The following is a 20,623-nucleotide window of genomic DNA, read 5'->3' on the forward strand; positions in this document are numbered from 1 at the left end:
CGGGGGGGGGGGGGGGGGGGGGGGGGGGGGGGGGGGGGGGGCGGGGGGGGGGCGCGGGGGGGGGGGGGGGGGGGGGGGGGGGGGGGGGGGGGCCCCCCCCCCCCCCCCCCGACCTGACCCGAGCGGACGCCTCCGGCGGCCGCCGTCAGGCCCCGCGCTTCCAGAGCCCCCGCTCGGCGAGGATCGGCAGCACGTTCTCCCCGACCCAGTACGCCTCCTCCAGGTGCGGGGCACCGGAGAGGACGAACTCGTCCACACCCAGCCGGTGGTACTCCTCGATCCGGTCGGCCACCTCGCGGTGGTCGCCGACGAGGGCGGTGCCCGCGCCGCCGCGCACCAGGCCGATGCCGGCCCACAGGTTGGGCGAGACCTCCAGCCGGTCGGTCGAGCCGCCGTGCAGCAGGCGCATCCGCCGCTGCCCCTCGGACTCGCTGCGGGCCAGTGCCGCCTGGGTCTCGGCGATCCGCGCCGGGTCCATGCCGGCGAGCAGCCGGTCGGCCTCCGCCCACGCCGCCCGCGCGGTGTCGCGGGTGATGACGTGCAGCCGGATGCCGAACCGCGGCGCGCGGCCGTGCCGGGCGGCGAGTTCGCGGACGTGCCGGATCTTCTCGGCGACCATGGCCGGGGGCTCGCCCCAGGTGAGGTAGACGTCGGCGTGCCGGGCGGCGACCTCGACGGCCTCCGGCGAGGAGCCGCCGAAGTACACCTCGGGCACCGGTTCCGGCAGCCGGGTCAGCCGGGCGCCCTCCACCCGGAGGTGGGTGCCGCGGTGGTCGACCTGTTCGCCGCGCCACAGCCGCCCGGTGACGGAGAGGAACTCCCCGGTGCGGGCGTAGCGGCCCGCCTTGTCGAGGAAGTCCCCGTACGCGCGCTGCTCGGCGGACTCGCCACCGGTGACGACGTTGAGCAGCAGGCGGCCGCCCGACTGGTTCTGGTAGCTGGTGGCCATCTGGGCGGCCAGCGTCGGGCTGAGCTGACCGGGGCGGAAGGCCACCAGGTACTTCAGGCGCTCGGTCTCCCGGGTGAGCATCGCGGTGGTCAGCCAGGCGTCCTCGCACCAGGCGCCGGTCGGCGTCAGCGCCCCGGTGAAGCCGAGCTGTTCCGCACTGCGCGCGATCTGGCCGAGGTAGGCGACGCTCGGCGGCCGGTCGGTGCCGGCGGTGCCGGGCGTCGAGCCGTGGCCGCCGCCGACGACGTGCCGGCTGTCCCCGGTGGTCGGCAGGAACCAGTGGGCGGTGAGCGTCATGGCGGCTCAGCTCTCCTGGAGCGGGGTGAACCCGCCGTAGCCGCCGTCGTGGTGGACCAGCGGCGGGCCGTCGGTGGTGTCGACGGCCAGTACCTCGCCGACGACCAGCAGGTGGTCGCCGACCGGCCGGAGCAGGAACGGGCGGGCCGTGAGCCGGGCGGCGGCGCCCGCGAGGACGGGTGTGCCGTACGGGCCGGTGTGCCACTCGGTACCGGCGAAGCGGTCGGTCCCGCTGCGGGCGAAGCGGTTCGCCAGCTCCCGCTGGTCCTCGCGCAGGATGTGCACGGTGAAGGCCTCGGCCTCCCGTACCGCGGGCGCGGCCGAGGCGGTGGCCGACAGGTAGAAGGACACCAGGGCGGGGTCCAGGCTCACCGAGGTGAACGAGGTGGCGGTGAAGCCGGCGGGGCCGCCGGGCCCGGCCGCGGTGATCACCGTGACACCGGCCGCGTGCCGGCGCAGGGCACGGCGGAGCAGGTCGGCACCGTGGGTGCCGCCGAGCGCGGACGGCCGGGCAGGTGCGGACGGCTGGGTGCGGACGGGCCGTTCGTCGAGGGTGGTCATGCGGGACTTCCTTCCGGGGCACGCGGGTGGGGGGTGCGTCCGCCCGCGTCGGTGGTGACGATCCGGGCGGGCAGGTGCGGGCCGCCCCGCAGGCGTTCCAGCCACTGGACGACGGCGGCGGCGACGCTGCGGTGGGCGGCGTCGTTGAGCGCGTCGTGACGGCCGTCGGCGACCAGGACGAGCCCGGCGGCGAGGCGGTCGGCGAAGCGCCGTGCGGTGGCGGGCGGCGACACCGGGTCGGCGGACCCGTGCACCACGAGGACCGGTACCCCTACGGAGCCGATCGCGGTGGCCGCGTCCTCGGCGGCGTGGGCGAGGGCGGCGGACACGTCCTGGGCGAGGGCACCGGACCGGAACTCCGGGTCGGTGGCCAGCAGGTCGCGGTGCATCGGGCAGGACGTCCGGGCGCCGAGCTCGTCCGTCCAGGTCTCGGCGGTGTCCGAAGCCCCGGTTGCGGCACCCGCGGTGGGCAGGCCGACGAGCAGCAGCCCGTCGGGCGCGGCCTGCCGGGCGGCGGCCAGGGCGAGCAGAGCGCCGGTGTCCGAGCCGGCCAGGACCACGGGCGTGCCGGACGGGGCACTCGCGCGGGCCTCGGTGACCTGACCGGCCAGGTCCGGCGGGACGGATCCCGCAGCGGGGACGGATCCCGCAGCGGGAACGGCCGGGACGGCCACCCGGTAGCCGTCGAAGGCCAGCCGCCGCCCGAAGCGGCCGTACACACCGGGGTGCTCACCCCGGCCGGGCAGCAGCAGGACGGTGCCGCGCACGGTGACGCCCACGGCGGGCTCCCAGACGGCGGGCTCCCGGAGGGCGGGGGACGGGCCGGCCAGTGGCACGGGGGCGGCCGCTGCGGTGGTGGTCATCGGGCGGCACCGGACACTGCGACGGCGGCCTGCTCGGACTGCCGCACCCGGGTCTCCGCAGCGTCCCGCGCAGCCAGGGCATCGCGGCGGGCGACCTCCTGGCGCACCAGCGGGATGAGCTCCTTTCCGTAGTCGAGCGCGTCGTCCAGCGGGTCGTAGCCGCGGATCAGCAGCGTGGTCGCGCCGAGGTCGACGTAGTCCAGCAGCGCCTGGGCGACCGTCTCCGGCGTGCCGACCAGCGCGGTCGAGTTCCCCGCGGCGCCGGTTGCCGCGGCGGGGGCCGTCCACAGCGCGCGGTCGTGCCGGTCGCCCTTGGCGGCGGCGGCCAGCAGGCGCTGGGAGCCGACGTTCTGCGGGGCGGCCCCGGGGCCGGTCGGCAGGATCCTGCGGCGGCCGCCGAAGACGTCGCCGCCCTGCTTGATGGTGGCCAGGACGCGGTGGGCGCGCTCCCAGGCCTCCTCCTCGGTGCGGCCGAGGATCGGGCGGAAGGACACGCTGATGCCCTGGACGTCGGTGCGCCCGGCGGCGGTGGCGGCGGCGCGGACGGAGGCGATCTGCTGGGCGGTCTCGGCGAGCGGCTCGCCCCACAGCGCGAAGGCGTCGGCGTGCCTGCCGCCGACCCGGTAGGCGGCCTCGGAGGAGCCGCCGAAGAACAGCGGGATGCGCGGCCGCTGGACCGGCAGCACCTCGGACTTGAAGTCGGCGAAGCGGTAGTACGGGCCCTCGTGGTCGAACGGTTCCTCGGCGGTCCAGGCCTTGGTGAGCACGGTCAGGTAGTCGTCGGTGCGTGCGTAGCGCTCGTCCTTGGTGAGGTAGTCGCCGTCGCGGCGCTGCTCGGCGTCGTGGCCGCCGGTGATGATGTGGACGGCGACCCGGCCGCCGGAGAACCGGTCCAGGGTCGCGAAGGTGCGAGCGGCGACGGTGGGTGCGACGAAGCCGGGGCGGTGCGCGATCAGCAGGCCCAGCCGCTCGGTGTTGGCGGCGGCGAAGGCGGCGACCTGGTTGGGGTCGGGGCTGGCCGAGGAGTGGGCGATCAGGATGCGGTCGAAACCGGCCTCCTCGTGGGCCCGGGCGAACCGGCGGGTGTAGTCGGGGTCGACCACCGGGCCGTGCGCGGGGCGGGTCTCGGAGACGTCGTGGGTGGAGATCATGCCGATGAACTCGACGGGCATGGCGGTCTGCCTTTCGTGGCGAGGGGACTTCTTGGCAACGGGACTTCTTGGCGAGGGGACTTCTTGGCAAGGGGACGGGGAGGAGCGCCGCGGACGGCGGGGCCGGTGGGAAGGGGAAGGAGCGAGCCGTCAGCCGACCGTCGGGCGGTGCAGGGCGGCCCGGCCCCGGGCGAGCAGGACGGTGTCGTCCTGCGGGGTGTGCACCCGGGCGCACAGCACGTCGCGCAGATGCCGCTGGAGCGGGTGGTGCCGGGTCAGGCCGTGGTTGCCGACCAGGGCGACGGCCCGTTGGACGGACTCCACGGCGGCGCGGGTGCCGAGCAGCTTCGCTCCGGGGGCCTCCTCGACGGCCGGCGGCTCGCCCGCGTCGACGGCCGCGGCCAGGGCGGCGACCAGCCGCTCGGCGCCGCCGAGTTCGACGTCGATCAGGCCGAGTTCGCTCTGGAAGCGGGGCAGGCTCGCCAGGGGCGCGCCCAGGGCGCTCGGGGTGCGCTCGTGCAGGAAGGCGGTGAGCCAGGACTGCGCCGCGCGGGCGACGCCCAGGTAGAGGGCGGCGAGGCCGAGCGAGTTCCAGGCGGCGCCGATCGGGTCCCGGCCGCCCTCCGGGGAGGGGGCGGCGAGGCGTGCGGTGTGGTCGAGCGGGACCCGTACCGCGTCCAGCAGCACGTCGTCGCTGCGGCTGGCCCGCAGGCCGAGGTGGTCCCAGGTCGGCTCGACGGTGATGCCGGGCAGGTCGCCGCGGACCAGGAACGAGCCGACCCGGGGTCCGGGCTCGTCGGTGCGGGCCCACACCAGCAGCCAGCGCAGCGCGGGCGCGCCGGTGGAGAAGATCTTGCGCCCGGTCAGTTCCCAGCTGTCGCCGCGCCGTCTGGCCACAGTCGCCGGCAGCCCGCCGCGTACGGGGGTGCCGAGCTCCGGTTCCACCCGGACGTGGTTGACCAGGGTGGGGCGCTCGGCCGACTCGGCGAGCAGCTGCGCCAGCGGACCGGCCGGCCAGTGGGCCTCGCGCGCCTCGGCTGCGTGGACGAACAGGGTCATCGCGGTGACCAGGGCGACCGCCGGGTCGCCCGCGCCGAGCGCGCGCAGGATCCGGACGGTGTCGGCGAGCCCTCGGCCGGGGCCGCCGTGCCGTTCGGCGACGGTCGCGGTGAGCAGACCGGCCCGGTGGACGAGCGCGATGCCTTCGGCGGGGAAGGTGGCGTCCCGGTCGTGTTCGGCGGCCCGCTCCGCCAGGGCGGCGGTCAGGGCGGGCAGCCCGTCGAGGTCGGGCGGTGGGGGCGCGGGTCGGGCGGGGGCGGCCGCTGCCGGTGCCGGGGTCATCGGGGCTGCTCCGAAACGGTGGTGGGGGCGGGGGCGCCGTGGGCGTTGCCCGGGTCGAGCCGGGCCCGCCAGTCCGGGCTGTGGTGGCAGGCGGCGGTGTGCGTGTGCTGACCGGTGCCGGGGACCGCGAGCGCCGGTCCGAGTTCCGGGACCGCCGCGCAGGCCGCGTCCGCGAACGGGCACCGGTGTGCGAACCCGCAGCCCCCGCCGGGGACGGCGGCCGCGGCGGGCGCCCGCAGGATCCGCAGCGCGGCCCGCCGGGAGGGGTCCGGGCCCGGTGCCGAGGCGGCCAGCAGCGCGCTGTACGGGTGCAGCGGCCGGTCCAGCACCGCCGGTGCCGGTCCCTGCTCGACGATCCGGCCCCGGTACAGCACGGCGATCCGGTCGGCGATCCCGGCCAGTGAGTCGAGGTCGTGCGAGATCACCACGACGGCCAGGCCCAGTTCGTGACGGAGCCGGTCCAGCAGGCGCAGGACGTGGTTGCGGTTGGAGGCGTCCAGGGCGCTGACCGGTTCGTCGGCCAGCAGCAGCCGGGGCCGTCCGACGATCGCCCGGGCCAGGGCGACCCGCTGGCGCTGGCCGCCCGACAGCGCGCCCGGGGTGCGGCCGGCGAGTGCGGCGTCCAGGCCGACCCGGTCGAGCGCCTCCCGCACCCTCGGCCCGCGCTCGGCGCGGGGGAGGCCGGCCACGGCGAGCGGTTCACCGACGAGGCGGGCGACCGTCAGATCGGGGTCGAGGGAACGCAGCGGGTCCTGGAACATGTACTGGACGGTCCCGGCCCGCCGCGCCGTCCGCAGGGCCCGGCCGCGCAGGACGGTGCGGTCGGCGCCGTCCACCGTGATCCGGCCGGAGGTGACGGGGGCGAGCCCGGCCACGGCCCTCGCGAGGGTGGTCTTCCCGGAGCCGGTCTCGCCGATGAGGCCCAGGATCTCTCCGGAGCGTGCCTCCAGGTCGACCCCGCCGAGCACGGTGCTGCGGCCGTAGCGGACCTCCAGGCGCTCGATCCGCAGGGCGGGGGACCCGGCGGCGGGCGCCGGCCCGTCCGCGATCGAAGAGGCGATGGCGGTGATGCTCATACCGGGACCTCCGTTCGTTCCGTGACGTCCGTCCGTTCGCGGACGCCGCTGAGGGCCAGTTCGGCGCTGCGCAGGCAGCGCGCCGCCCGGCGGCCGGTCCCGGGGACGGGCGTGAGCGGGACGGTCTGCTCGGCGCAGGCGGCGGTGGCGTACTCGCAGCGCGCGGCGAAGCGGCAGCCGGCCCCGGTGGTGCCGGGCTCGGGCGGCCGGCCGGGAATGACGGCGAGCTCCCGGCGGTCCCGGCGGCCCAGGCCGGCGACCCGCAGCAGCGCCTCGGTGTACGGGTGGGCCGGGGCGGCGGCCACCTCGGCGGTCGGGCCCTCCTCGACGACCTCGCCCGCGTAGAGCACCAGCACCCGGTCGCACACCTCGGCGACCACCGCCAGGTCGTGACTGACCAGCAGCAGTGCCAGCCCGTGCCGGTCGCGGAGCACGCCCAGCAGGTCCAGCACCTCGGCCTGGACGACGGTGTCCAGCGCGGTGGTGGCCTCGTCGGCGACCAGCAGCTGCGGGTCGCCGGAGATCGCGACCGCGATCAGGACCCGCTGGAGCATGCCGCCGGAGAGCTCGTGCGGGTAGCTGTCGTGGACCCGCTCCGGGTCGTGCAGGCCGACGGCCCCGAAGAGTTCCACTGCCCGTCGGCGGGCCTCGGCCCGGCCGAGTCCGCGCCGGCGCAGCGGTTCGCCGAGCTGGCGCCCGACGGTGAGGGTGGGGTTGAGGTACGAGCCCGGGTCCTGGAAGACGGCGCCGATCCGGGTGCCGCGCACCTGCTGCCACTGGCGGTCGGTCAGGCCGACGAGATCCGTGTCGGGGCTCCCCGGGCCGTTGCCCGCCGTGCCGCCGAGGACGATCCGGCCGGCGGACACGGCGACCCCGGGCGCGGGCAGGCCGAGCACCGAGCGGCAGGTGAGCGTCTTGCCGCTGCCGGACTCGCCGACGAGCCCGACGGCCTCGCCGGGGAGTACGTCGAACGAGACGTCGCGGACGGCCTCGGTGCGGCCGTGGCCGACGGTCACGTGCAGCCCCTCGACCCGCAGGGCGGCGGTGGTGCGAGCGGGAGGGCCGGGTTCAGGCGGGGTGCGGGACATGGTCGTGCTCCTTCCGGTCCGGCGCGGCCGGGGTTCCTGGCGCGGCCGGGGTTCCTGGCGCGGACGGGGTTCCTGGCACGGACGGGGTTCCTGGCACGGACGGGGATACCGGCCCGGACGTCACGCCCGACGCCGCGCGTCTCCTCGCGGCCCGGCGGGTGCGGGTGGCGGCCGGGGCGGCGCCGGTCCGGTCGCTGTCGGCGAGGACGTCGGCCAGCAGGTTCAGCGCCCCGACGGTGAGCATGATCAGCACGGCCGGCGGGACCGGTGCCCACGGCTGCTGGGCCAGGAAGCCGAGGTCGCTGGCGAGCATGCCGCCCCAGGTCGGCGCCGGCGGCTGCACGCCGATCCCCAGGAAGGTGAGCGAGGAGACCGTGAGCAGACCGGTGGCCAGCGCGTGCGCGGTGGTGACGGCGACGGTCGGAAGTACCTTGCGCCAGATGTGCACCCGCAGGATCCAGGACCGGGAGGCGCCCATCAGCTCGGCGGCCTCGACGTACTGGGCGCGGTCCAGTCCGAGCGCGGCGGCCCGGGTGACACGGAAGAACAGCGGCGCGAGCAGGACACCGAGCGCCAGCATCGCCTGGTGCAGCCCGTTGCCGAGCAGACCGACGGCGGCGATCGCGAAGAGGGTGAACGGCAGCGTCATCAGGGAGTCCACGGCGCGCAGGGCCAGCCAGGACGCGGCCGGGCCGAACCGCGCCGACAGCAGTCCGGGGACGACGCCGAGCAGGGCGGCGACGGCCACCGCCTCGACGGCGGCGAGCACGGAGAGCCCGGTGCCGGCCAGCAGTCGGCTCAGGACGTCGCGGCCCAGGTAGTCGGTGCCCAGCAGGTGCTCCGCGGAGGGCCCGCCCAGGATGTGGGCGGTGTCCTGGGCGAGCGGGTCCGCCGGGGCGATCCGTGCGCCGAACAGGGCCAGCAGCAGGACGAGGGCCAGCACGGCCAGCGCGGCGCGGGCGACGGGCACCCGCAGCGAGGCGCTCAGCGTGTTCACGTGTTCACTCCCACAGCCGGAGCCACAGCCGGAGCCGGAGCCGGAGCCGGCCCGCTCCGCTTCGTCGCGCGTCCCTCCGGCCGAGGCCCGCGCCGGGCCACCGGGTTGAGGGCGAACAGCACGGCGTCGACGGCCAGATTGGCCACGAGCACCACCGCGACGGTGACCAGCAGGGTGCCCTGGATCACCGGCACGTCGTGCTGCTCGGCCGCGCGGAGGGAGAGTTGGGCGATTCCCGGGAGGTTGAAGATCCGCTCGGTGACCACGGCGCCGCCGATGAGGACCGGCACGCTCATGCCGAGCACGGTGAAGGCCGGTCCGGCGGCGTTGCGCAGCCCGTGGCCGAACAGCACCCGGCGTCCGGAGAGTCCGCGCATCAGGGCACCGGTCGTGTAGTTGCGCCGCAGCTCCGCGACCAGCGAGGTCCGCAGCTGGCGGGCGATGCCGGCGGCGGCGTCCAGGCTGAGGGCCAGCGCCGGCAGCAGGGCGAACCGCAGCCACTCGCCCGGCTGCCGGGAGAACGGCACGTACCCGCCGGAGGGCAGCAGGCGCAGTTGGACGGCGACCAGGGTGATCAGGCCGATCGCGATGACGAAGGCGGGCAGGGTGCCGAGGAGGGTGCAGACGGCGGTGACCGCTCGGTCCAGCCGGCCGCCGTTGCTCAGCGCCGCCGCGATCCCGGCCGCGCCCCCCAGCAGCACGGCCAGCAGCAGGGCGAGGCCGGCGATGGAGAGGTCGACCGGGAGCGCGGTGGCGATCGAGTCGGCGACCGGCACGGTGGTGAACCAGGAGGTGCCGAGGTCGCCGCCGACCGCGTGGGACAGCCAGTCGCCGTACTGCGCGGGCAGCGGCCGGTCCAGGCCGAACTCGTGGTCCAGCCGGGCGATGTCGGCCGCGGTGGCGGTCTCGCCGAGGACGGCGGCGGCCGGGTTGGCGTCCGAGACGGCGCCGAGGCCGAAGGTCAGCAGCGAGGAGAGCAGGAAGACGGTGACGGTGCTCCCGAGCACCCGCCCCAGCGGGCGCGGGGCGCGCGCGGCCCGGCGGGCCAGGGGCCCCGCGCGCCAGGCGCCCGCACGGGGCAGGACGGCGCTCACGACGCGGTCACCCCCTCGAACCGCTGCACCGCCGTGAAGGCCGGGATCGGCGAGACGGACTTCCGCCGGGCCAGCAGCCGGGGGACGCTGTACAGGAAGGTGTTGGGCATCGTGCGCACCGCGAGCGCGGTGGCCGCCCGGAGGACGGCCGGGTACTCCGGCGAGTCCAGCGGGGTGCGCGAGACCTGCTCGACGGCCGCGGCCAGCTCCGGCGGGGTCCGCCGGCCCGGGTTCATCAGGCCCTGCTCGCCGAAGAGCACCTGGAAGGCCTGCGCGGCGGAGTCGCGGCCCGCGAACTGGTCGGTGAACAGGGCCTTGGTGTGCTGGATGTAGACGATCTGGGTGGCCTGCGCGGCCGGGACCACGTCGATGGTGGCCCGGATGCCGACCTCCTTCAGCTGCGCCTGGAGTTGCTCGGGCAGTCCCTGCGCGGCCGTGGTGGTCAGGGTGAGGTCGACGCCGTCGGGGTGGCCGGCCTCGGTGAGCAGCGCGCGGGCCTTGGCCGGGTCGTACCGGTAGAGGTCGGCCGAGGCGGGGTCGTAGCCGACGTAACCCTTGGGGAACGGCTGGTGGTTGACCTCGCCGTAGCCGAACAGCTGGGTCTTGAGCAGGGCGTCCCGGTCGATCGCGAACTTGAGCGCCTCGACCACCTTGGGGTTGTCGAACGGAGCCTTCTCGACGTTGACGTCCAGGACCGCCACCACCAGGGACGGGATCACCTGGACCTCCAGGCCCGCCGCCTTGGCCGCGGCCACCTGGCTGCCCGGGATCTGGGCCACGTCGAACTGGCCGGACTGGAGTCCGGCGACCACGGTGGCGGCGTCCGGGAGCGGATGGACCTCGAAGTTCTCCAGCTTGATCGCGGTCGCGTCCCAGTAGGCGGGGTTGCGGCGCAGCACGGCCTTGGCGTTCTGGGTGTACGAGGTGAGGGTGAACGGCCCGGCACCGGCCGGGCGGGTGGCCAGCCCGGCGGCGTCCGACTCGAAGGCCTTCGGGTTGACGATCATGCCGGTCTTCCCGGCCAGCAGGTTGGGGATCTGGTAGTCGGGCCGGGAGAGTTCGAGCAGCACGGTCTGCGGGTCGGGTGCGGACACCTCGCGGACGCTGGTGAGCTGCGGGGCGACCAGGGACTTGGGCTCGGTGCGGCCGCGGTCCAGGCTCTTCTTGACGGCGGCGGCGTCCAGCGGGCTGCCGTCGGAGAACGTCAGCCCGGGGCGCAGGGTGAAGGTGACCGAGGTGCCGTCGGCGCCGAACTTCCAGGCCGAGGCCAGGGCCGGTACGGCGGTGCCCTGTTCGTCGAGCTTGGTGAGGCCCGCGTAGACCAGCGACAGCGAGTGGACGTCCCAGCCCGCCGAGGAGAACACCGGGTCCCACGAAGTCGGCAGCGCCCAGCCCCACTTGAGGGTGCCGCCGACGGTGGACCCGCCCGCCCCGCCCGTCCCGGCCTGCCCGGGGTCGCCGCACGCGGCGAGGACGAACGAAGCGCCGAGGCCGAGGCCGAGGCCGAGCAGGGAACGTCTGCCGAGCAGCGGGCGGTCGTTGGAGGGGCTGGTCATGACGATCAGTCACCTTTCATGGGATGCACGACAGTTGTGACTTCGGTGCGGACGCAGGTGCGGGCACGGGCGGCGCGGGCCGAGACGATGGGTGGAGCAACGGCGCCTGGAGGCGGAGCCGGGAGGGTGCGGGGTGGGCGGTGCCGAGGGCCGGGGGCCGCCGGGGGGCGCCTGGGGGTGCAGGGGCCGCGGTCGGCCGGGGGAGGCCCGATCGACGGAGGGGTCGGGCGGCCTGGAGTCCGGGCCCGTGGTGCCGGGTTCAGGCCCTGTGCGAGCGGTTCGCCCGGGCGGGCCGGGGCACGGCGGCGTCGTGGCCGCCAGGTCCGGACGCGGTCAACAACAGCGGGCGCTGCTGGTGCGTCGGTGACTCTTCCGGCGGCGCACCGGGAGGGGGTGCGAGGAGGTCATGGACTCATCCTGGCCAGGTCAGCGGCCTGCTGTCAATGGACACCAAAAGGTGTCCCTTTGCTTCGCCGGGTGCCGCAACACGCCCTCAACACGCCGTTCACGCGCCACCTTTGCGACGTCCACGGAGCGCCGTTGCGGCGCCGGGAGCGGGCCGCCGCGCCGCGTGCGGGGCGGCGCCGTGTGACGTCTTGGTCCGGTCGGCGGGCGCGGGTCCTCAGCCGGCGGCGGGGGAGCGGCGGGCCGCGACGACGGCCGGGCCGGAGCGTTCCTGCGGATGGAGCACGACGTCCCCGTTCGCGGTCGGCACGCGCCGGGTGCCGGGCGGCAGCCCTCCCGCCGCTCCTGCCAGCTCGGGACCGGTCAGGCTCCGGTACCGCTCCAACAGCTCCCCGGCGGTGGGAACGCGGTCCGCCGGCACCAGCGGCGCGGGGGAGACCGCGGCCAGCGCCGCCCGGTACTCCTCCGCGCTCCGCCACCCCGGCACCACCCGGCGCCCGCCCGGCCCGGTGAACACCAAGGTCGGCAGCGCGTACCGGTGGCCGCCGTCCTCGGTCTCCTTCGCCGCCCCCGGGTGGGGCCCGTCCCCGCGCAGGCCGATCACCTCCGGCAGCGGCCGCCGGGCCTCGGCCCGGTCGCGGCGCACCCGCTCGCGGACGGCCGCGGAGGCCAGATCGGCCCGCAGCCGCGGCTCGTCGAGACCGGGCACCCCCGCCACCGCGGCGAGCACGCGCCCGGGGGTGTCGGCGGGCTCGCCGAGCACGAACACGCTCTCCCGCAGCCGGCGCAGCACCCGGTCGGCGACCAGCGGGCCCTGCGCCTCGGCGGCGGCCGCCGCCAGCGAGGACGGCCAGCTGCTCGCGGCCACCCAGCCCAGCCGGGCGGCCCTCGGTGCGCCCGCGTGGTCGGTGATCCGCTCGACGTACCCGGCGTACCAGGCCGTCTCGGCGGCCGGGTCCGGCGCGGGCTCCTCGTCCTCGTCGAACAGGACCCCGAAGACCCGCCGGTGCCCGCAGAAGCCCTCCGCCTCGCGCAGCAGTGCCCGCAGCCTCGGCTCGGCCGCCCAGGACCACGGGCACATCGGGTCGGTGTACTCCACCACCTCGACCTGGACCCGGACCCGGACCTCGGCGGCCGTGCCCTCGGCTCCGCCCTCGCCCTCGTCCCCGCTCACGCGGTCGCCACCCGGTCGCCGGACCGCACCAGTTGGGCCACGGTCGTGCCCGAGAGGATCTCCACGGCGCGCTCCTCGACGCTGCGCCAGACCGACGGAAGCCCCTGCGCGGGGCCCGGGTAGTCGAGTCCGGCCAGCGGCTCGCCGCGCAGTGTGATCACCTCGCCGTCCACCGCGCGCACCACGTCCAGCAGGGTGATCTCCTCGGCCGTCCGGCCGAGCCAGTAGCCGCCCTCGCAGCCGCGCTGGCTGCGGACCAGCCCGGCCCGCCGCAGTTCGCCCACCACGGACTTGAGGAACCGGAACGGGATGCCCTGGGAGGCGGCGATGGCCTCGCAGGTGAGGGGGCGCGACGTGTCGCAGGCGAGCTCGACCAGAGCCCGGGCGGCGTAGTCGGCCTTGGCGGATATGTGCATGCCCCCGAGTATCCCCCGGGCGGAGCGGTGCTCAAGTCCCTTGTCCGCCAAGGGCGGGCCCGGTCGGCGGGAAAAGACACCTCTTGACATCCTTTTGCCGCCGGGCCTAGCGTCCGGTGACATCCCGGGGCGTCGGGCGGGGCCGGGGGAGACGCCGGGCGACGCCGCCGCAACTGCCCTGCCAGCCCGCCGACGAGGAGCACCATGTCCGCCGAACCCCACTCCCACTCCCGCACCGCCGCGCCCGCCGGTGAGGGGGCGGCCGTCGTCACGGAGGCCGGCACCGGTTTCCACCCGCACCTGCACAGCACGGACGCCCCCGCCGGCACCGCCCTGCGGGCCCGGCTGCACCACGTCCGCGCGGGCGAACTCGACGACGGCACCGCCCAGACCGGCGGGATGCGGCGTTTCGCCGCGATCAGCGGACGGACGGTCGGCTCGGAGAAGCTCTGGATGGGACAGACCCACGTCGCCCCGGCCACCGCCTCCTCCGACCACCACCACGGCGAGTCCGAGACCGCCATCCACGTGGTCAGTGGGCACCCCGAGTTCGTCTTCGTCGACGACTCCTCCGGTACGCCCGAGGAGGTCCGCCTGCGCACCGGCCCGGGCGACTACATCTTCGTCCCGCCGTTCGTCCCGCACCGGGAGGAGAACCCGGACCCGGAGGAGGAGGCGGTGGTCGTCATCGCCCGCAGCACCCAGGAAGCCGTCGTGGTCAACCTCCCCGGCCTCTACGCCCTCGGCGACGGCGTGGGCGACCGGGCCTGAGGACGGCGACCTGGCCCGCCCCCGCCCCGGCTGCTCACCGGTCGGCGGGCCGGTCCGCCCAGACCCGGGCCAGACAGCGTCGCTCTCCCGGCCCGGCGGGATCGCTGAACCCGGTCCGTCCGTGCAGCACGGCCGTGTTGTCCAGGAGCAGGAGATCGCCCCGGCGCATCGGGACGCGCAGGACCGTCCCGGGGTCGGTGAGGACTCCGTGGAGGGTGTCCAGCGCCGCCAGCCGGCCCGGCGGGAACGGCCGGCCGGTCTCCCGCTGGCCGCGCTCGATCCAGTAGCGGTTGTACTGGACGTGCAGGCCGTGGCGGCGCTGCTGGAAGACCGGGGAGACGCGGTCGAAGTCCGGTCCGCGCCCGAAGTGGAAGTCCTGGTACAGGTGGTGCAGCGCGGACGGGTCCTGCTCCGCGAGACGGTCGTGGACGGCACGGGCGCTGACGAGCAACGACTCACCACCGGCCCGGGCCGGCCGGATGCACAGCAGACCCAGCAGCCACGGCGACTCCGGGCCGTGCGACCGGTCGGTGTGCGGGTCGAGCGTCCTGGCGTCGCCGTCGCGCTGCGCGGCCCGGGCGGCGGTCCCGTCGGTGGTCCGGTCGGTGGTCCGGTCGGTGGCCGGGAGCTCGACCGCCGGCGCGGTCTCGGCGGTGAGCAGGTCGTCCGCGGCCGGGCCCGCCGGGAGCGGCCGCACCGTGCCCAGCCGCGCCGCGAAACGCCGGCACAGCTCGGCGCACTCCGGATCGCCGAGCCCGTCCAGCGCCAGGCCGCGCACCAGGGCCAGGCCCGGTCCGTGGCGCAGGGCGTGGGCGACCCGCGCGACCGGATCCGATGTCCCGTCCGGTCTGTCCGGCGGCCACGGGACGACCCAGTCCTCCTCGTTCAAGGTGTCCGGGGTCCAGGCCCGGGGCCCCGCCCCTTCGGCACGTCCCGTCATCGGTGCTCCCCTTCCCTGCCGGGTGGCGCGCGCGGTCCGAGCGGGGCACCGTCCCGACGGCCACGTCCACGGCCGCACGAGCGGGAGTCCCGAGACCTTCTTCCCCGCCCCCGGGGCGGACAACCCCGCCCGACGGTCACCGGGCGGTCGGGACGGAGGTGACGGCGACGTAGGGTGTGCCACTCCGTCGTTCGTGACCGACCGGGCAACAAAGGTGTTGCTCCACCAGGGGATCCGCACGCTTGAATACGGCCATGGAAAACCCACTGTGGGGCGCGCTGCCCGCCGGAGTGCAGGACGAAGTGGATGCCCTGCTGGCGAAGGAGCACCGCGTCCGAGCGATCAAGGCCGTCCGCGACGCCTCCCCGCCGCCCGCGCCGGGTATCCCTGAGTGCTTGGACCTGATCATGGAACGCTCTGCCGTACTGGGTTTGTAGCGTCTGTCCCGGGTCCCGGCCGCGCCTCCGGACCTCGAGACACCGACCACCGAGGTGGCGGGGCTTCCCCGTCGGCCGGCCGCGATCGAGGCGGTGCGGGGTGCCGTTCCACTTCGAGAGCCCCGAGGTGCCCGACCGGCACCGCCTTGCGCTGGTGGGATCCACCCTGAGGAGCACCCGCCGGGGCCGCGGGCACCCGGCCGGCCTGCCACCTGGCGCGGGCCCGCCGCAGGGCCCGGGGGACCGCGAGCCCGGTGTCCGCCGCCGTCCGCCCGTCATGGACGACGGTCATGGATGCCCGTCACGGATGCCCGGCCTGCGTCACGGGGGCCGGGCTCGTAGGGTGTGCGCTGTGAACGATGGGTACGGATGGCGGGTCGCGCCCGATCCCGGCCGGGCGGTCCAGGCGACCTGCGACCACGCCGAGGGGCTGCACGAGGTCCCCGCGAACGCGGCCCCCGGCTGCGAGGACTGCCTACGGGACGGCCGCACCTGGGTGAACCTGCTGGCCTGCCTCAGCTGCGGGCACATCGGCTGCTGCGACAGCTCCCCGGGGCAGCACGCCTACCGCCACGCCCACGCCCACCCCGCCCACCACCTGGCCCGCTCGCTCCGGCCCGGCGCGGACTGGGCCTGGTGCTACACCGACGAGGTCTACCTGCACCGCACCCGGCCGGCCTGACCGGCGCGGAACGTCCACGGGGGTGGATCCGGGGCCCGAGGGGGATCGGTCGCGTACGGTGGGTCATCGTGGAGCGACTCATGGTCACGGCATCGGTCGAGGACGCCGAGCCCGGCACGGTACGCCAGGCGGTGGTCCTGGCCGGGGGCCTCGGCAGTCGCCTGCGGCCGCTGACACTGACCGTGCCCAAGCCCATGGTCGAGGTACGCGGCACACCGATCCTGCGCCACCAGCTCGACTGGCTCGCCGAATCGGGCGTGGAACAGGTCGTCGTCTCCGCCGGCCACCGGGCGCAAGTGATCGACGACTACCTCGCCTCCCACCGGATGCCGCTGCGCACGGACCTGGTGGTCGAGGACCGGCCCCTCGGCCGGGGCGGGGGACTCAAGCTGGCCGCCGCCGCGCTCGAGCGGCCCGGCGAACCCTGGCTGGCGCTCTACGGGGACATCTGGACCCGGTTCCCCCTCGCCGGGATGTTCGCCCACCACCGGCGGCACGGCGCGCTCGCCACGCTCGCGCTCACCCGGCCGTGGCTGCCCAGGGGCAGCGTCGACTGCGACGACCGGGGGCGGGTGACCGCACTGGTCTCGCAGGTGCCGCCGCCGCTACGGGTCAACGGAGGCGTGTTCGTCTTCGACCCGCAGATCGTGGACATGCTGCCCGACGAGGGCGACCACGAGCGAACCACCCTGCCCCGGCTCGTCCGCGCGCACCAGTTGATGGGCTACCCGGTGGACAGCCCTTGGCGAGCGATCAACACGCCGCACGACCTGGCCGACGTCGAATGCGGACTCGCCGGGCCGGGCTGAGCCGGGCGACCGAGGTCCGGTCCGGGTCGACCGGAACGACCGAGGTCCCATCCGGGTCGACCGGAACGACCGGGGCCCCGGCGGCGCGACCGCCGCCGGACCCCCGGCGGCGGGTCGAGGATCAGGCCTGGCCGCCGTCGCCGCGCGCGTAGGTCCGGATCCGGTAGCGCAAGCCCGACGTCGAGAGCTGCGGTCCGCCGTCCTCGGTGACGGTCCAGTCGGGGCCGACGGCGGGGGCGTAGGTGTCGCCCGGCACCGCGAGGTCGATCTCGGTGACCGACAGGGTCACGGCCCGGTCCACGGCCTGGCGGTACAGCTGCCCGCCGCCGATCACCCAGGTCTCGGCACCGTTGCCCCGCCCGGGTTCCCCGGCCGCGAGGCGCAGCGCCTCGTCGAGGGACCCGGCGCGGTCGGCGCCGTCCGCGGACCACTGCGCGTTGCGGGTCACCACGATGTTGCGCCGCCCGGGCAGCGGGCGGAAGCGCGGCGGGAGCGACTCCCAGGTGCGGCGGCCCATCACCACGGGGCGCCCGAAGGTGGTCGCCTTGAAGTGGGCGAGGTCCTCGGGCAGGTGCCACGGCATGGTGTTGTCCGCGCCGATCACCCCCTCCGGCGTCTGGGCCCAGATCAGTCCGATCCTCATACCGCGACCGGCGCCTTGATGGCGGGGTGGTGCTTGTAGTCCACCATCTGCACGTCGTCGAACGTGTACTCGAAGAGCGAATCGGCCTTCCGCAGCCGCAGCTCGGGGAAGTCGAACGGCGTCCGCGAGAGCTGCTCGGTCACCTGCTCCACGTGGTTGTCGTAGATGTGGCAGTCACCGCCGGTCCAGATGAAGTCCCCGGGCTCCAGGCCCACCTGCTGCGCGACCATGTGGGTGAGCAGGGCGTAACTGGCGATGTTGAACGGGACCCCGAGGAACAGGTCGGCGCTGCGCTGGTAGAGCTGGCAGGAGAGCCGGCCGTCGGCCACGTAGAACTGGAACAGGGCGTGGCACGGGGCGAGCGCCATGGCCTCCAGCTCCCCGACGTTCCAGGCCGAGACGATCATCCGGCGCGAGTCCGGGTCGTTGCGCAGCGTGTCCAGGACCTGGCTGATCTGGTCGATGTGCCGGCCGTCGGGGGTCGGCCAGCTGCGCCACTGGACGCCGTAGACGGGGCCGAGGTCGCCCTGCTGGTCGGCCCACTCGTCCCAGATGGTGACACCGTTCTCACGCAGCCACTTCACGTTGGACTCGCCGCGCAGGAACCACAGCAGCTCGTACACCACGGACTTCAGGTGCACCCTCTTGGTGGTGACCAGCGGGAACCCCTGCGAGAGGTCGTAGCGCAACTGGTGTCCGAACACGCTCCGGGTACCGGTGCCCGTCCGGTCGGCCTTGGCCGTCCCGGCGGTGAGCGTGTGCCTCAACAGGTCTTCGTACTGGGTGTCCGCCACGAGGGGAAAGTGTACGTGTCCGTCCGGTGCCCACGGTCCGCCGCCCCGGTCCCTCACCGCCCGGTGTCCGGCGCGCCCGGCGGGTCGAGCAGCCAGGTCACCGGTCGGGTGGGGTCCGGGTCGTAGCGGCAGGAGGCGCCGGTGTGCACCGTGTCGCGCAGCAGTCCGGCGGGCGGGCCGTCCCGTTCGGCGTCGTGCCCGCGAGGACGATGGTCTCACCGCCATGCAGGGCCTGGTGAGTGAGCGAACGATCGCGGAGCGGTGCGAGCGGCAACTCGTGACCGCTGCCCTCGGAGGCCCAGTGGCCGTAGACCTCCGATGCCTCGGCGGGGGACCGGTAGGAGGTCACCTTGAACAGCGGGGTGGTGGCGTCCTTCCTGGAGCCCAGGTACGACCGACCGCGGACGCCCGATCGTCCGGAGCGCTCATCGGAACAGTCCCCCCTGTGAACGATGACAGTCATGCCCATGGTTCTTGACGGTCCGTCGGCGGGGCGGAGAGACATCCAACCGAACCGTGGAGCGGCCGCTCGCGGACTCGGCTTCGACGGTGTACTGCCGCACGGGCTGTCCGGGCGGGCTGTGCGGACCGGGCCGGTCCCGGGCCTGCCGTCCGCCGCGGGTGACCGCCGCGCCCGGCGCCCCCCGGGCCCGGTCGATACTCCGAATTCCGAGGCGCCGCGTCCCCATGGTGCTACCCTTCATACAGGCGCTGCTGGAAGCCCACCCCTCCGGGTGCGGGAACCAGGCGCCGTTACCAGCCGAGTCCCTCGTCGGGGCAGGCTCTGACACCGGTGGACCGAAGACCTTCGAGGCTCCGTTCCCGGGACATCCGCAGGAGCCGGGAGCGCTCGCCCCCGGCACTGCCCGGCCGACCCGTGACAGGCGACGGCCGACGCCCACCGCGCGACCCTTCACGGCCGTGCCGAGGGCGCCTCGCCCGCCGTCCCGCGCATCCCGGCCGCTCGCGGCCATTCACGGCCGAACCGCGATCCCGTTCCGCGCGCCCGCCCGGCCACTCACGGCCGCCGCGCCACCACACCTTTCACACACCACAGGAGTACCTGCTCGTGACCACCACCATCGAACCGACCACCGCCCGACCGGCCACCACGGAGCCGGCCACCACCGAACCGACCACCACGGAGCCGACCGCCGCCGCCACCACGCAGCTGAACGCCCTGCTGAAGGCCGACCTGCACCAACTCGCCTCCTCCCTGGGCATCCAGGGCGCCGCCCGCCTGCGCAAGGGCGAACTCGTCGAGGCGATCACCGCCACGCGCTCCACCGTCCGCCCGCCGGCGCCGGCCGAAGCACCCCGGCCGGCTGCTGCGCCCGCCGAAGGCGGCGTTCGCCCCGCCCAGCGGGCCCGCGCCCGCTCCGACGGACCGGCGCGGGCGGACACCGGCCCCGAGAGCGACCTCCTCCCCGTCGCCGGAGTGCTGGACATCCGCGAGGGCAACGCCGAACTGCGCACCTCCGGCTACCTGCCCGGGCCCACCGACGTGCACCTGCCCGCCGGCCAGGTCCGCGCGCTCGGCCTGCGGACCGGCGACGTCCTGACCGGCGCGACCCGCCCCCGCGCGAGCGGCACGACCCGCCCCCGTGCGGGCGGTGCCCGGCCGCAGATGGCCCGGGTCGACACGGTCAACGGCAGCCCCGCCGAGGAGTCCCGGCCCCGCCCGGCGTTCCACGAACTGACCCCGCTGTACCCGCACCGGCAGCTGCGCCTGGAGACCGAGAGCGACCCGAGGCAGCTGACGGGCCGTGTCATCGACCTGGTGGCGCCGATCGGGAAGGGCCAGCGCGGCCTGATCGTGGCGCCGCCGAAGGCGGGCAAGACCCTCGTCCTGCAGTCCATCGCGGAGGCGATCGCCCGCAACCACCCGGAGGCGCACCTGATGGTCGTCCTGGTCGACGAGCGCCCGGAGGAGGTCACCGACATGCGCCGCTCGGTCAAGGGCGAGGTCATCGCCTCGACCTTCGACCGGCCCGCCCGCGAGCACATCGCGCTGGCCGAACTCGCCGTCGAGCGGGCCAAGCGCCTCGTCGAACTCGGCCACGACGTGGTCGTGCTGCTCGACTCCCTCACCCGCCTCGCCCGCGCCCACAACACCACCGCCCCCGCCCACGGACGGACCCTCAGCGGCGGCCTCGACGCGAGCGTGCTGCAGCACCCGAAGCGGCTCTTCGGTGCGGCGCGCAGCATCGAGAACGGTGGTTCGCTGACCATCCTGGCCACCGCCCTCGTCGACACCGGCTCCCGGATGGACGACCTGATCTTCGAGGAGTTCAAGAGCACCGGCAACATGGAGCTCCGCCTCGACCGCCGCCTCGCCGACCGGCGCGTCTTCCCGGCCGTCGACGTGAAGGCCTCCGGCACCCGCCGCGAGGAGCTCCTCCTCGGCCCGGTCCGCACCCCCGCGACCTGGGCGCTGCGCCGGGCCCTGGGCGGCCTCGACACCCAGCAGGCGACCGAACTCCTCCTGGACCGGGTGAAGCGCACCCGCACCAACGCCGACCTCCTGCGCCAGGTGGTGACCAGTTCCCCGTCCGGCGCGGCCTGACCCGGAGCAGCGG

The 20,623-nt window shown here is 75.6% G+C and carries 20 protein-coding genes; 5 read left to right on the forward strand and 15 right to left on the reverse strand.

The window, feature by feature from the left end:
- Nucleotides 1-145 precede the first annotated feature (145 nt).
- The 12 genes from ACIPYS_RS08825 to ACIPYS_RS08880 all read right to left on the reverse strand — a co-directional run bounded on the left by ACIPYS_RS08825 (nucleotide 146) and on the right by ACIPYS_RS08880 (nucleotide 12,968).
- Nucleotides 146-1,246 carry an LLM class flavin-dependent oxidoreductase gene (locus ACIPYS_RS08825; RefSeq protein WP_400744890.1) on the reverse strand — a complete coding sequence of 367 codons (1,101 nt, stop codon included), beginning with the start codon at nucleotides 1,244-1,246 and terminating at the stop codon, nucleotides 146-148.
- A 6-nt stretch (nucleotides 1,247-1,252) separates the two neighbouring features.
- A complete protein-coding gene (locus tag ACIPYS_RS08830) occupies nucleotides 1,253-1,807 on the reverse strand; it encodes a flavin reductase family protein (RefSeq protein ID WP_400744892.1) in 555 nt (184 codons plus the stop codon).
- On the reverse strand, nucleotides 1,804-2,670 hold the full coding sequence (locus tag ACIPYS_RS08835; RefSeq protein WP_400744894.1) for an alpha/beta hydrolase: 867 nt from the start codon (nucleotides 2,668-2,670) through the stop codon (nucleotides 1,804-1,806). Before ACIPYS_RS08835 ends, ACIPYS_RS08830 begins: the two co-directional genes overlap by 4 nt.
- Entirely contained in the window at nucleotides 2,667-3,842 is a 1,176-nt protein-coding gene (locus ACIPYS_RS08840; protein WP_400744896.1) for an LLM class flavin-dependent oxidoreductase, read from the reverse strand. The genes ACIPYS_RS08835 and ACIPYS_RS08840 overlap by 4 nt, the downstream gene beginning before the upstream one ends.
- Nucleotides 3,843-3,971: 129 nt before the next feature.
- Nucleotides 3,972-5,162 carry an acyl-CoA dehydrogenase family protein gene (locus tag ACIPYS_RS08845; RefSeq protein ID WP_400744898.1) on the reverse strand — a complete coding sequence of 397 codons (1,191 nt, stop codon included), beginning with the start codon at nucleotides 5,160-5,162 and terminating at the stop codon, nucleotides 3,972-3,974.
- Nucleotides 5,159-6,238, reverse strand: a complete 1,080-nt coding sequence (locus ACIPYS_RS08850) for an ABC transporter ATP-binding protein (RefSeq protein ID WP_400744900.1) — start codon at nucleotides 6,236-6,238, stop codon at nucleotides 5,159-5,161. The genes ACIPYS_RS08845 and ACIPYS_RS08850 overlap by 4 nt, the downstream gene beginning before the upstream one ends.
- Nucleotides 6,235-7,326 (reverse strand): ABC transporter ATP-binding protein, encoded by a 1,092-nt coding sequence (locus ACIPYS_RS08855; RefSeq protein ID WP_093858376.1) that lies wholly within the window; start codon nucleotides 7,324-7,326, stop codon nucleotides 6,235-6,237. The genes ACIPYS_RS08850 and ACIPYS_RS08855 overlap by 4 nt, the downstream gene beginning before the upstream one ends.
- Nucleotides 7,307-8,323: an ABC transporter permease gene (locus ACIPYS_RS08860; RefSeq protein WP_400744903.1), complete on the reverse strand. Its 1,017-nt coding sequence runs from the start codon at nucleotides 8,321-8,323 to the stop codon at nucleotides 7,307-7,309. Before ACIPYS_RS08860 ends, ACIPYS_RS08855 begins: the two co-directional genes overlap by 20 nt.
- On the reverse strand, nucleotides 8,320-9,417 hold the full coding sequence (locus ACIPYS_RS08865; protein ID WP_400744905.1) for an ABC transporter permease: 1,098 nt from the start codon (nucleotides 9,415-9,417) through the stop codon (nucleotides 8,320-8,322). The genes ACIPYS_RS08860 and ACIPYS_RS08865 overlap by 4 nt, the downstream gene beginning before the upstream one ends.
- On the reverse strand, nucleotides 9,414-10,973 hold the full coding sequence (locus tag ACIPYS_RS08870; RefSeq protein ID WP_400744907.1) for an ABC transporter substrate-binding protein: 1,560 nt from the start codon (nucleotides 10,971-10,973) through the stop codon (nucleotides 9,414-9,416). Before ACIPYS_RS08870 ends, ACIPYS_RS08865 begins: the two co-directional genes overlap by 4 nt.
- A 622-nt stretch (nucleotides 10,974-11,595) precedes the next feature.
- Nucleotides 11,596-12,459, reverse strand: coding sequence for a DsbA family protein (locus ACIPYS_RS08875; RefSeq protein WP_400745201.1), 864 nt, complete (start codon nucleotides 12,457-12,459; stop codon nucleotides 11,596-11,598).
- 89 nt (nucleotides 12,460-12,548) lie between these two features.
- Nucleotides 12,549-12,968 (reverse strand): Rrf2 family transcriptional regulator, encoded by a 420-nt coding sequence (locus ACIPYS_RS08880; protein WP_093858374.1) that lies wholly within the window; start codon nucleotides 12,966-12,968, stop codon nucleotides 12,549-12,551.
- Between the two features lie 204 nt (nucleotides 12,969-13,172).
- Here ACIPYS_RS08880 and ACIPYS_RS08885 point away from each other — a divergent pair, with 204 nt between their 5' ends.
- Nucleotides 13,173-13,739: a cupin domain-containing protein gene (locus ACIPYS_RS08885; RefSeq protein WP_400744908.1), complete on the forward strand. Its 567-nt coding sequence runs from the start codon at nucleotides 13,173-13,175 to the stop codon at nucleotides 13,737-13,739.
- Between the two features lie 34 nt (nucleotides 13,740-13,773).
- Here ACIPYS_RS08885 and ACIPYS_RS08890 read toward each other — a convergent pair whose 3' ends face one another.
- Entirely contained in the window at nucleotides 13,774-14,679 is a 906-nt protein-coding gene (locus ACIPYS_RS08890) for a TauD/TfdA family dioxygenase (protein WP_400744910.1), read from the reverse strand.
- Nucleotides 14,680-14,933: 254 nt separating this feature from the next.
- On the opposite strand from ACIPYS_RS08890, the gene ACIPYS_RS08895 reads away from it, so the two are divergent.
- The 3 genes from ACIPYS_RS08895 (at nucleotide 14,934) to ACIPYS_RS08905 (ending at nucleotide 16,607) form a co-directional block, all read left to right on the forward strand.
- Nucleotides 14,934-15,116: a hypothetical protein gene (locus tag ACIPYS_RS08895; RefSeq protein ID WP_159424721.1), complete on the forward strand. Its 183-nt coding sequence runs from the start codon at nucleotides 14,934-14,936 to the stop codon at nucleotides 15,114-15,116.
- 352 nt (nucleotides 15,117-15,468) lie between these two features.
- Nucleotides 15,469-15,798, forward strand: coding sequence for a UBP-type zinc finger domain-containing protein (locus tag ACIPYS_RS08900; protein WP_400744911.1), 330 nt, complete (start codon nucleotides 15,469-15,471; stop codon nucleotides 15,796-15,798).
- An 80-nt stretch (nucleotides 15,799-15,878) separates the two neighbouring features.
- Nucleotides 15,879-16,607, forward strand: coding sequence for an NDP-sugar synthase (locus tag ACIPYS_RS08905; protein ID WP_400744912.1), 729 nt, complete (start codon nucleotides 15,879-15,881; stop codon nucleotides 16,605-16,607).
- 121 nt (nucleotides 16,608-16,728) lie between these two features.
- Here ACIPYS_RS08905 and ACIPYS_RS08910 read toward each other — a convergent pair whose 3' ends face one another.
- Together ACIPYS_RS08910 and ACIPYS_RS08915 are read right to left on the reverse strand one after the other, a co-directional pair.
- Nucleotides 16,729-17,250 (reverse strand): dihydrofolate reductase, encoded by a 522-nt coding sequence (locus ACIPYS_RS08910; protein WP_400744914.1) that lies wholly within the window; start codon nucleotides 17,248-17,250, stop codon nucleotides 16,729-16,731.
- The gene (locus ACIPYS_RS08915) at nucleotides 17,247-18,044 is read right to left on the reverse strand and encodes a thymidylate synthase (protein WP_400744916.1); all 798 of its coding nucleotides are present in this window, start codon (nucleotides 18,042-18,044) and stop codon (nucleotides 17,247-17,249) included. The genes ACIPYS_RS08910 and ACIPYS_RS08915 overlap by 4 nt, the downstream gene beginning before the upstream one ends.
- Nucleotides 18,045-19,113: 1,069 nt before the next feature.
- Here ACIPYS_RS08915 and rho point away from each other — a divergent pair.
- Nucleotides 19,114-20,610 (forward strand): transcription termination factor Rho, encoded by a 1,497-nt coding sequence (gene rho, locus ACIPYS_RS08920; RefSeq protein ID WP_400744918.1) that lies wholly within the window; start codon nucleotides 19,114-19,116, stop codon nucleotides 20,608-20,610.
- Nucleotides 20,611-20,623 lie beyond the last annotated feature (13 nt).

The sequence above is a fragment of the Kitasatospora sp. NPDC089913 genome (genome assembly GCF_044748625.1).
Taxonomy (GTDB): domain Bacteria; phylum Actinomycetota; class Actinomycetes; order Streptomycetales; family Streptomycetaceae; genus Kitasatospora.